This is a genomic window from Shinella sp. 1A1 (assembly GCF_055379515.1).
Genome location: NZ_AP039671.1, coordinates 1,492,190 through 1,503,290 on the forward strand (window position 1 = coordinate 1,492,190; position 11,101 = coordinate 1,503,290).

Sequence of the window (11,101 nt, forward strand, 5' to 3'; positions counted from 1 at the left end):
TTTGTTTTTTTAGGGCTGGGGAGGCGTGCGGTTTTTTGCCTAGTCAGCCTTCTTTCTTTGACCTGTCCGGCTGTGGCGCGTGGCATTGTCCTTGGGGCAGGTCCCGAGAATGACGGCGGCAAAGGGCGAGGCTGCGGCGAAGGATTGGGCTCCTGGTCCATCCGTCGATGTATGGTGTCGCGTCGGGTGATGCGGCATGGCGTGCCGCTGCTTCAGCCGGCGGCTTTTCTTCTGTCGTCATCCTCGGGCTCGACCGGGGATGACACGGCGCCCAACCTCGCTTCGTTATAGCGCCACGAGGGAGCGCGCACCCGTCACATGCTTCCCTGCCGCCGCGCCCGTCATGGTCAATGATCGGTTAACCCCTTGGTGCTAGTGTACAATCCGTACTGCGTATCGGGGCACTTGCATGTGGACCAAACATCACAAGAAGCGGAAGTTCGGCCGGCTTACTCTGCCGGTAATTACGGTCGCATTCCTTTCCTATTTCGGTTACCATTCCGTCCATGGCGATCTCGGCCTCAGGGGAATGGAGGAGTTTGAGCGGCAGAGAGTGGAGCGCCAGGCGCGTCTCGACGTGCTCGTGCGCCAGCGCCAGATCCTGGAAAAAGAGGTCGCCCTGATGAGCGACGGCTCGCTCGAGCGGGACATGCTCGACGAAAAAGCGCGCTCGTATCTGAACATGTCGCGCGCCGACGAAATCGTCATTTTCCACTGAAAATGTCGATTAACCGAAATCTGGTTAATCGTAAATCAGCCTTATTATTCAGAGGCTTGTTCAGAATATAAGCCATGCAATTATGGCATTGCTGCGGCCGGATTTCTCCCCTATGGTTTTCGCCAAGAAGGCAAACATAGGGAGGAACGAATGGCTCCGCGCAAAAACGCGTCCACGTCCAGCCGCAAGCCTGCGGCAAAGCCTGCGAAGAAAGATTTCCTCGGCGGCACCATCGCCGACTTCTCCAAGGAAGACGACCTCAAGGCCTATCGCGAGATGCTGCTAATCCGGCGTTTCGAGGAAAAGGCCGGCCAGCTCTACGGCATGGGCTTCATCGGCGGCTTCTGTCACCTTTATATCGGCCAGGAAGCCGTCGTCGTCGGCATGCAGCTCGCGCTGAAGGAAGGTGACCAGGTCATCACCGGCTATCGCGACCACGGCCACATGCTGGCCTGCGGCATGAGTGCGCGGGGCGTAATGGCGGAACTGACCGGACGCCGCGGCGGCCTTTCCAAGGGCAAGGGCGGCTCCATGCACATGTTCTCCAAGGAGAAGCATTTCTACGGCGGCCACGGCATCGTCGGTGCCCAGGTCTCGCTCGGCACGGGCCTCGCGTTCGCCAACCGCTACCGCGGCAACGACAACGTCTCGCTTGCCTATTTCGGTGACGGCGCGGCCAACCAGGGCCAGGTCTACGAAAGCTTCAACATGGCGGCGCTCTGGAAGCTGCCGGTGATCTACGTGATCGAGAACAACCGCTACGCCATGGGCACGGCCGTCTCGCGCGCCTCCGCCCAGACCGACTTCTCGCATCGCGGCGCTTCCTTCAACATTCCCGGCTTCCAGGTGGACGGCATGGATGTGCGCGCCGTGAAGGCCGCCGCCGACGAGGCGGTCGAGCATTGCCGCGCCGGCAAGGGCCCGGTCATCCTCGAAATGCAGACCTACCGCTATCGCGGCCACTCCATGTCCGACCCGGCGAAGTACCGCTCGAAGGACGAGGTGCAGAAGATGCGCTCGGAGCACGACCCGATCGAGCAGGTGCGCGCGCGCCTTCTCGAAAAGGGCTGGGCCAGCGAGGACGATCTCAAGCAGATCGACAAGGACGTCCGTGACATCGTCGCCGACAGCGCCGATTTCGCGCAGTCCGATCCGGAGCCGGATGTATCCGAACTCTACACCGACATCCTGCTGTAATCCGGGGAGGGATACCTATGCCAATCGAAATTCTCATGCCCGCCCTGTCTCCGACGATGGAAGAGGGCACGCTGTCCAAGTGGGTCAAGAACGAGGGCGACACCGTCAAGTCTGGTGACGTCATCGCCGAGATCGAAACCGACAAGGCCACGATGGAAGTCGAGGCCGTCGACGAAGGCGTGATCGGCAAGATCCTGATCGCCGCCGGCACCGAGGGCGTCAAGGTCAATACGGCCATCGCCGTGCTGCTGCAGGACGGCGAAAGCGCCGATGCCGTCGCCGCGCCGAAGGCTGCCGCCGCCGAAAAGCCGGCCGAAGCCGCCGCACCTGCGCCTGCTCCTGCTGCCGCAGCGCCGGTTCCGGCCGCGCCGAAGGGCGAGATCGCCGCCGATCCGGATATCCCGGCCGGCACCGAAATGGTGATGACGACGGTGCGTGAAGCGCTGCGCGACGCCATGGCGGAAGAAATGCGCCGCGACGAGGACGTCTTCGTCATGGGTGAGGAAGTCGCCGAATACCAGGGCGCCTACAAGATCACGCAGGGCCTGCTCCAGGAATTCGGCGCCCGCCGCGTCATCGATACGCCGATCACCGAGCACGGCTTTGCCGGCGTCGGCGTCGGCGCGGCGATGACGGGTCTCAAGCCCGTCGTCGAGTTCATGACCTTCAACTTCGCCATGCAGGCGATCGACCAGATCATCAACTCCGCGGCCAAGACGCTCTACATGTCGGGCGGCCAGATGGGCGCGCCGATGGTCTTCCGCGGCCCGAACGGCGCGGCGGCCCGCGTCGCTGCCCAGCACTCGCAGTGCTATGCGGCCTGGTACAGCCACATCCCGGGCCTCAAGGTCGTCATGCCCTACACGGCAGCCGACGCCAAGGGCCTGCTCAAGGCCGCCATCCGCGATCCGAACCCGGTCATCTTCCTTGAGAACGAAATCCTCTACGGCCAGAGCTTCGAAGTGCCGAAGATGGACGATTTCGTCCTGCCGATCGGCAAGGCCCGCATCCACAAGAAGGGCAACGACGTCACCGTCGTCTCCTTCGGCATCGGCATGACCTATGCGCTGAAGGCGATCGCGGAACTGGAGAAGGACGGCATCGACGTCGAGCTGATCGACCTTCGCACCATCCGCCCGATGGACCTGCCGACCGTCATCGAATCGGTCAAGAAGACGGGCCGCCTCGTCACCGTGGAAGAGGGCTATCCGCAGTCTTCCGTCGGCACCGAGATCGCGACCCGCGTCATGCAGCAGGCCTTCGACTATCTCGACGCGCCGATCCTGACGATCGCCGGCAAGGACGTCCCGATGCCCTATGCCGCGAACCTCGAGAAGCTGGCGCTGCCGAACGTCGATGAAGTCGTCCAGGCGGTGAAGGCCGTCTGCTACAAGTAAGGGGAGGGCTGGGATATGCCGATCAACATCACGATGCCGGCCCTTTCGCCCACCATGGAGGAGGGCAATCTCGCCAAGTGGCTCGTCAAGGAAGGCGACACCGTCAAGTCCGGTGACGTCATCGCCGAGATCGAGACCGACAAGGCGACGATGGAAGTCGAAGCCGTCGACGAGGGCACGGTCGCCAGGATCGTCGTTCCGGCCGGCACGGAAGGCGTAAAGGTCAACAGCCTGATCGCCATCCTCGCCGCCGATGGCGAGGACGTGGCTGCTGCCGCTGCCGGCGGCGGCTCCGCCCCGAAGGCCGAGGCCAAGGCCGAGGCGCCGAAGGAAGCGGAACAGCCAGCTCCGGCACCCGCTGCCGCAGTAGCACCGGCTCCGGCCGCGACGGCTTCCGCAGGGCCCGCGCCAGCGAAGGACGGCAACCGCGTGTTCTCCTCGCCGCTCGCCCGCCGCCTTGCCAAGGAAGCCGGCATCGACATCGCGTCGGTTTCCGGTTCCGGCCCGCATGGCCGCGTCGTGAAGGGTGACGTCGAGAAGGCCGTCGCCTCCGGCGGCGCAAAGCCCGCCGCAGCCGCCGCCCCGGCCGCCGCCGCTTCCGCGGCCCCTGCCGCTGCGCCGAAGGGCATGTCCGAGGATGCCGTGCTCAAGCTCTTCGAGCCGGGCTCCTACGAGCTCGTGCCGCATGACGGCATGCGCAAGACCATCGCCAAGCGCCTGCAGGAATCCAAGCAGACGATCCCGCACTTCTACGTGTCGGTCGACGTGGAGCTCGACGCGCTGCTCGCGCTGCGGGCCCAGCTCAACGACAGCGCGCCGCGCAAGGAAGACAAGCCGGCCTACAAGCTCTCGGTCAACGACATGGTGATCAAGGCCATGGCGCTTGCGCTGCGCGACGTGCCGGACGCCAACGTCTCCTGGACCGATACGAACATGGTCAAGCACAAGCATGCGGATGTCGGCGTCGCCGTCTCCATCCCGGGCGGCCTGATCACCCCGATCATCCGCAGCGCCGAGCTGAAGACGCTCTCCGCCATCTCCAACGAGATGAAGGACCTCGGCAAGCGCGCCAAGGAACGCAAGCTGAAGCCCGAGGAATACCAGGGCGGCACGACCGCGGTCTCCAACATGGGCATGATGGGCGTGAAGAACTTCGCCGCCGTCGTCAACCCGCCGCATGCGACGATCCTGGCGGTCGGCGCGGGCGAGGAGCGGGTCGTGGTCAAGAAGGGCGAAATGGTGATCGTCAACGCGATGACCGTCACGCTCTCCACCGACCATCGCTGCGTCGACGGCGCGCTCGGGGCCGAGCTTCTCGGCGCCTTCAAGCGCTATATCGAGAACCCGATGGGGATGCTCGTCTGATAGCGGAGTGCGGCCATGAAGACGGTTCTCTGCTACGGCGATAGCCTGACCTGGGGTTACAACGCGGAAACGCTCGACCGGCATTCCTTCGAGGATCGCTGGCCGAGCGTGCTCGCCAAGGCTCTGGGGCCCGAGGTCACCGTGATCGCGGAAGGTCTTAACGGCCGCACCACCGCCTATGACGACCATATGGCGGACTGCGACCGCAACGGCGCGCGCATCCTGCCGACCATCCTGCACAGCCACGATCCGATCGACCTCGTCATCATCCTGCTCGGCACCAACGACATGAAGCCGGCCGTCTGCGGAACGGCGTTCGGTGCGGTGCAGGGCGTGGAGCGGCTGGTGTCGCTGGTGCGCCATCATGCCTGGTCGTTCAATGCGGAGGAGAGCCCGGAAGTACTGATCGTCTCGCCGCCGCCGCTTTGCGAGACCGCGAACACCGCTTTTGCCGCGATGTTCGCCGGCGGCGTGGAGCAATCGGCCATGCTGGCGACGCTCTATTCGGACCTTGCGGACGAGATCGGCTGCGGCTTCTTCGACGCGGGTTCCGTGGCCGGGACGACGCCGCTCGACGGCGTGCATCTCGATGCGAAGAACACGCGGGCGATCGGTAAGGGCCTCGAGCCGATCGTGCGCATGATGCTCGGGCTTTGACCGGGATCAAGGAGTGAAGGCGCGGGAAAGCTAGGCTGTCACCATCAACCCCGGTTAAGGAGATGGACATGCCGAACACCCCGCACCAACTGGCAGAGGAATTTCCGGAGCACGTTGCCGCGATCCGCCATCTTCGCGAGATCGACGGCCACTTCCACCGGATTTGCGAGGAATACCAGACGGTGAATCTCGCCATTCACCGTGCCGAGACTGACATCGAGCCGGTCGACGACTTCCACATGGCCGACATGCGGAAGATGCGGATGCGGCTCAAGGACGAAATCTACGGGATGCTCATCCGGCCGGAAAAGGTCGAGGACATTCCCTGAGGAACGGGCTTCCCGCTCCTCGTCATGCCGCGCCGGGGCGACCCTCCGGCCGCGGCGCATGCGAACAACAGAGGAGTGGAAGCGCTCATGTCGAATGCCTACGACGTCATCGTTATCGGTTCGGGTCCGGGCGGCTACATCGCCGCGATCCGCGCCGCGCAATTGGGCCTGAAGACGGCCATCGTGGAGCGCGAGCACCTCGCCGGCATCTGCTCCAACTGGGGCTGCATCCCGACCAAGGCGCTGCTGCGCTCGGCCGAGATCTTCCATTACGCCCAGCATCCGGGCGATTACGGCATCAAGGTCGAAGGCTCGGTGACGCCGGACCTCAAGGCCATCGTCGCCCGCTCGCGCGGCATCGCCCAGCGCATGAACGGCGGCGTCGGCTTCCTGATGAAGAAGAACAAGGTCGACGTCATCTGGGGCGAGGCCAAGCTGACCAAGCCCGGCGAGATCGTCGTTTCCAAGACGACCAAGGCGATCCAGCAGCCGCAGGCGCCGGTTCCGAAGAACGTCCTTCCCGAAGGCACCTACACCGCCAAGCATATCGTCATCGCCACCGGCGCCCGCCCGCGCGCCCTGCCGGGCATCGAGCCGGACGGCAAGCTGATCTGGACCTATTTCGAGGCGATGAAGCCGGAGGAAATGCCGAAGTCGCTGCTCGTCATGGGCTCGGGCGCCATCGGCATCGAATTCGCTTCCTTCTACCGCACGCTCGGCGTCGATGTGACGGTAGTCGAAGTGATGAAGAGCGTCATGCCGGTCGAGGACGTCGAGATCTCGGCGCTCGCCAAGAAGCAGTTCGAGAAGCAGGGCATGAAGATCCATCTGGAGGCCAAGGTCGCCAAGGTGGAAAAGGGCGCCAACTCCGTCACCGCCCATGTCGAGATGAAGGACGGCAAGATCGAGAAGATCACCGCCGACCGCATGATCTCGGCCGTCGGCGTGCAGGCCAATATCGAGAATATCGGCCTCGAGGCGATCGGCGTGAAGACCGACCGCGGCTTCATCGCCATCGACGGCTACGGCAAGACCAACGTTCCCGGCATCTACGCCATCGGTGACGTTGCCGGCCCGCCGATGCTCGCCCACAAGGCCGAGCACGAGGCTGTCATCTGCATCGAGAAGATCGCCGGCCTGCCGAACGTCCATCCGATGGACAAGTCCAAGATCCCGGGCTGCACCTATTGCCACCCGCAGGTCGCCTCCGTCGGCCTCACGGAAGCCAAGGCCAAGGAACAGGGCCGCGATATCCGCGTCGGCCGCTTCACCTTCGCCGGCAACGGCAAGGCCGTGGCGCTCGGCGAGGACCAGGGCATGGTTAAGACGGTCTTCGACAAGAAGACCGGCGAACTGCTCGGCGCGCATATGGTGGGCGCTGAAGTGACGGAAATGATCCAGGGCTTCGTCGTCGCCATGAACCTCGAGACGACCGAGGAAGAACTGATGCACACGATCTTCCCGCATCCGACGATCTCGGAAACGATGAAGGAAAGCGTGCTCGACGCCTATGGACGTGCACTGAACGCTTGAACGTGCTAAAGCCCGCCTCCACATGAGGCGGGCTTTCGAATTTCGGTCCGCAAGACGGGCGCAGAAGCCCGCTAGGAAGTGGATAGACATGGTCACCATTCTCGACCGCACCAATCCTGATCCGAACGCCCCGCGCGTTCGCCACCCGGAAAAGGCCCACCGGCCGGATACCGAGGTGCTGCGCAAGCCGGAATGGATCCGCGTCAAGGCGCCGGTCTCCAAGGGCTATCAGGAAACGCGCGATCTCGTGCGCTCGCACAAGCTGGTAACGGTCTGCGAGGAAGCGGGCTGCCCGAATATCGGCGAGTGCTGGGATAAGAAGCACGCGACCTTCATGATCATGGGCGAGATCTGTACCCGCGCCTGCGCCTTCTGCAACGTGGCGACGGGCAAGCCCAATGCACTCGACATGGCGGAGCCGGAAAACGTCGCCAAGGCCGTCAAGCAGATGGGCCTGTCGCATGTCGTCATCACGTCCGTCGACCGCGACGATCTGGAAGACGGCGGCGCTGAGCATTTCGAGAAGGTGATCTGGGCGATCCGCGCGGCGTCCCCCGCAACGACCATCGAGATCCTGACGCCGGACTTCCTCAAGAAGCCGGGTGCGCTGGAGCGCGTCGTCGCCGCCAAGCCCGACGTCTTCAACCACAACATGGAGACCGTGCCGGGCAATTACCTGACGGTTCGCCCCGGCGCGCGCTACTTCCACTCCGTCCGCCTGTTGCAGCGCGTGAAGGAACTGGACCCGACCATGTTCACCAAGTCGGGCATCATGGTGGGCCTTGGCGAGGAGCGCAACGAAGTGCTTCAGCTCATGGACGACCTGCGCACCGCCGATGTCGACTTCCTGACCATCGGCCAGTATCTCCAGCCGACGCGAAAGCACCACAAGGTGGAAAAGTTCGTCACGCCGGAAGAGTTCAAGTCCTACGAGACCGTCGCCTATACCAAGGGCTTCCTGATGGTCTCCTCCAGCCCGCTGACGCGCTCCTCGCACCATGCCGGTGACGACTTCGCCCGCCTGCGCACCGCGCGCGAGAAAAAACTTCTCGCCGCCGCGGAATAGACTTTTCCGCCGGTCTCCTTTAAGCCCCGCCGTCCTGCCCGACGGCGGGGTTTTCATTTCGGAGGCGGCGATGACGATCACGATCGAGGAAGCGGCGGAGCGGTTGAAGACCGCGGAGCGCGTGCTGGTGATCGGCTGTTCGGGCAGCGGCAAGAGCACGCTGGCGCTGAGGCTCGCCGGCCGGCTCGGCCTGCCTTACGTCTCGATGGACCGGGAGATATTCTGGCTGCCGGGCTGGCAGACGCGCCCGCGCGCCGAGGCGCTGGCGCGTCTTCAGGGGATCGTCGCAGGCGAGCGCTGGATCATCGACGGCACCAGCCCCGGCACCCTGCCGCTGCGCCTGCCGCGCACCCATCTGGTACTATGGCTTCGCCCGCCGCGCCTGATGTCGCTTTACGGCGTGATTTCGCGCTGGCTGCGCTATCGCGGGCGCTCGCGGCCGGAAATGGCCGACGATTGTCCGGAGAAGATCGACCGTGAATTCCTTGCCTATGTCTGGAATTTCGAGAAGACGGAAAGTCCCGAGATCGAGGAGAATCTTGCGGCATTTGGACCCGAAGTGCCGGTTTGCGTGTTGAAATCGCGGCGCGAGAACAACCGGCTACTTGCAAGACTTGCCGCGGTTCATTAGCTCTCGGCCATGCCCCAGTTCGAAACCCGCAGACCCGTTCCCCATACGCCCGAGCAGATGTACGACCTCGTCGCCGATGTCGAGCGCTACCCGGAATTCCTGCCCCTCTGCGAGGGGCTGGCGGTGCGTTCGCGCAAGGAGCGGGACGGCAAGGAGCTGCTGATCGCGGACATGACGGTCGGCTACAAGGCGATCCGCGAGACCTTTACGACGCAGGTGCTGCTGAACCGGGCCGAGCGGGCCATCGACGTGAAATATATCGATGGGCCTTTCCGCTATCTCGACAACCGCTGGCGCTTCGAGCCGACGCCGGACGGCGGCTGTTCGGTGCATTTCTTCATCGACTACGAGTTCAAGAGCCGCATCCTCGGCGCGCTGATGGGCTCGATGTTCGACCGCGCCTTCCGCATGTTCACCGACGCCTTCGAGAAGCGTGCAGCGGCGATCTATGGCGATCCGTCAATCGGCTGACAATTCGACCAGCATTTCAAGGGCCGTGCGGATCGTCGCGAGCCGCACGGCGCTACGGCCGATATCGCCGTAACGCATTTCCCGATGCAGCGTTTCGCGGCCTTTGCGCGCGGCGGCAAGATGGACGAGGCCGACCGGTTTTTCGTCCGTGCCGCCGCCGGGGCCGGCAATGCCGGTGACGGCGACCGAGATGTCCGCGTTCGAATGCCGAATGGCGCCTTCCGCCATCTCCAGCGCTGTCGGGCGCGAGACGGCGCCATGCGCTTTCAGCGTTTCGGCCGAAACGCCGATCATCTGCTGCTTCGCCGCGTTGGAATAGGTGACGAAGCCGCGGTCGAAGGCGTTGGACGAGCCGGCGATCTCGGTGAGTGCGCCGGCAATGAGGCCCGCCGTGCAGGATTCGGCGGTCGCGATCATCAGCCCGCGCGCGGAAAAATCGGTGACGATGCGCCGCGCGGTCTTCTCGATGTCCTCCGGCCAGATGCTCATGCCTCGCTCCCCCTGTAGACCACGGTGGCCGTGGCGATCGCGGCGATGCCTTCGCGCCGCCCGACGAAGCCGATCTTCTCGTTCGTCGTCGCCTTCACCGAGCAGCGATCCTGCGAAATGCCGAGGAATTCCGCAAGGTTCCGCCGCATCGCCTCGCGGTGCGGGCCGACCTTCGGCGCCTCGGCGATCAGCGAGACGTCGGCATTCATGATCGTGCCGCCGTTGGCGCGCACGATGGCCGCCGCATGTTCGAGGAAGATGCGCGAGGCGGCGCCCTTCCATTGCGGATCGGACGGCGGGAAATGGTCGCCGATATCGCCGGCGCCGCAGGTGGCGAGCAGGGCATCCGTCAGGGCGTGCAGCGCGACATCCGCGTCGGAATGACCGGAAAGCCTCTGGTCGTGCGGGATGAAGAGGCCGCAGAGTGTTACGCCGTCGCCTTCGACGAGCTGGTGCACGTCATAGCCGTTACCGGTGCGCACGTCGGGCAATCCATGGGAAAGGCGCTGGTCGGCCATGGCGATATCCTTCTGTAGCGTGAGCTTGACGTTGCCGGCACTGCCTTCGACGAGATGCACGCGCACCCCGGCCCATTCGGCAATGGACGCATCGTCGGTGAAATCTGTGCGGCCGGAGGCGCTTGCGCGGCGATGGGCTTCCAGGATGGTCTGGAAGTGGAAGGACTGCGGCGTCTGCGCCGCGAAAAGGCCGGAGCGGGAGACCGTTTCGGCGACATTGCCGTTGGCATCCGCGCGCTTCAGCGTGTCCGCGACCGCGACGGCGGGCAGGACGGCGCGCGCGCCGTGATGGAAGGCGGTAAGCGTGCGCTCCAGGATAGCGGGCTCGACGAAGGGGCGCACGGCATCCTGGATCAGCACATGGCTGACCTCGTCTACGGCCAGCGCTTCGAGACCGGCAAGCACGGACTGCTGGCGCGTCTGGCCGCCATGGACGACCGTCAGGCGGTCGCCGGCGGGCTGGGCGGCGGCGCGGGCGGTTTCGAACAGTACCTCGTCATCGGGATGAATCACGACGACGATACGCTTGGCATGCGGCCAATTGACAAAGAGATCGAGCGTATGGGAGATGACCGGCCTTCCGCCGATGCGGCGGTATTGCTTGGGGCCTTCGGCATGGCTGCCCGCCCGCTCGCCGCGCCCGGCGGCAACGATCACAACACCGCAGGATAGCGCATTTTCCGCCAGCATCTCGGTTCCACACCTCCGTTTCAAAGCGTTCGGGGTGGTT

At 64.4% G+C, this 11,101-nt stretch carries 12 protein-coding genes; 10 read left to right on the forward strand and 2 right to left on the reverse strand.

Going from position 1 to position 11,101, the window contains the following annotated elements; genetic code table 11:
- The first annotated feature begins 409 nt into the window (after positions 1–409).
- The 10 genes from ACZ48C_RS07575 (at position 410) to ACZ48C_RS07620 (ending at position 9,364) form a co-directional block, all read left to right on the forward strand.
- Positions 410–718, forward strand: coding sequence for an FtsB family cell division protein (locus ACZ48C_RS07575; RefSeq protein ID WP_119256283.1), 309 nt, complete (start codon positions 410–412; stop codon positions 716–718).
- Between the two features lie 150 nt (positions 719–868).
- Positions 869–1,915: a pyruvate dehydrogenase (acetyl-transferring) E1 component subunit alpha gene (pdhA, locus tag ACZ48C_RS07580; protein WP_119256284.1), complete on the forward strand. Its 1,047-nt coding sequence runs from the start codon at positions 869–871 to the stop codon at positions 1,913–1,915.
- A 17-nt stretch (positions 1,916–1,932) separates the two neighbouring features.
- Positions 1,933–3,312 (forward strand): pyruvate dehydrogenase complex E1 component subunit beta, encoded by a 1,380-nt coding sequence (locus ACZ48C_RS07585; protein ID WP_424547385.1) that lies wholly within the window; start codon positions 1,933–1,935, stop codon positions 3,310–3,312.
- A 15-nt stretch (positions 3,313–3,327) separates the two neighbouring features.
- Positions 3,328–4,677, forward strand: a complete 1,350-nt coding sequence (locus ACZ48C_RS07590) for a pyruvate dehydrogenase complex dihydrolipoamide acetyltransferase (RefSeq protein ID WP_464782629.1) — start codon at positions 3,328–3,330, stop codon at positions 4,675–4,677.
- Positions 4,678–4,692: 15 nt separating this feature from the next.
- A complete protein-coding gene (locus ACZ48C_RS07595; RefSeq protein WP_464782630.1) occupies positions 4,693–5,334 on the forward strand; it encodes an SGNH/GDSL hydrolase family protein in 642 nt (213 codons plus the stop codon).
- A gap of 68 nt (positions 5,335–5,402) precedes the next feature.
- Positions 5,403–5,663: a YdcH family protein gene (locus tag ACZ48C_RS07600; protein WP_464782631.1), complete on the forward strand. Its 261-nt coding sequence runs from the start codon at positions 5,403–5,405 to the stop codon at positions 5,661–5,663.
- A gap of 87 nt (positions 5,664–5,750) precedes the next feature.
- Entirely contained in the window at positions 5,751–7,196 is a 1,446-nt protein-coding gene (gene lpdA / locus ACZ48C_RS07605; RefSeq protein ID WP_464782632.1) for a dihydrolipoyl dehydrogenase, read from the forward strand.
- Positions 7,197–7,284: 88 nt separating this feature from the next.
- Positions 7,285–8,262 carry a lipoyl synthase gene (gene lipA, locus ACZ48C_RS07610; RefSeq protein ID WP_454635393.1) on the forward strand — a complete coding sequence of 326 codons (978 nt, stop codon included), beginning with the start codon at positions 7,285–7,287 and terminating at the stop codon, positions 8,260–8,262.
- A 70-nt stretch (positions 8,263–8,332) separates the two neighbouring features.
- Positions 8,333–8,893, forward strand: coding sequence for a P-loop NTPase family protein (locus ACZ48C_RS07615; RefSeq protein WP_464782633.1), 561 nt, complete (start codon positions 8,333–8,335; stop codon positions 8,891–8,893).
- A 9-nt stretch (positions 8,894–8,902) separates the two neighbouring features.
- The gene (locus ACZ48C_RS07620) at positions 8,903–9,364 is read left to right on the forward strand and encodes a type II toxin-antitoxin system RatA family toxin (protein WP_424547380.1); all 462 of its coding nucleotides are present in this window, start codon (positions 8,903–8,905) and stop codon (positions 9,362–9,364) included.
- Here the strand turns inward: ACZ48C_RS07620 and ACZ48C_RS07625 are convergent.
- Both ACZ48C_RS07625 and ACZ48C_RS07630 read right to left on the reverse strand, forming a co-directional pair.
- Positions 9,353–9,853, reverse strand: a complete 501-nt coding sequence (locus ACZ48C_RS07625) for a CinA family protein (protein WP_464782634.1) — start codon at positions 9,851–9,853, stop codon at positions 9,353–9,355. The genes ACZ48C_RS07620 and ACZ48C_RS07625 overlap by 12 nt on opposite strands.
- Positions 9,850–11,061 (reverse strand): bifunctional 2-C-methyl-D-erythritol 4-phosphate cytidylyltransferase/2-C-methyl-D-erythritol 2,4-cyclodiphosphate synthase, encoded by a 1,212-nt coding sequence (locus ACZ48C_RS07630; RefSeq protein ID WP_464782635.1) that lies wholly within the window; start codon positions 11,059–11,061, stop codon positions 9,850–9,852. Before ACZ48C_RS07630 ends, ACZ48C_RS07625 begins: the two co-directional genes overlap by 4 nt.
- Positions 11,062–11,101: the final 40 nt, after the last annotated feature.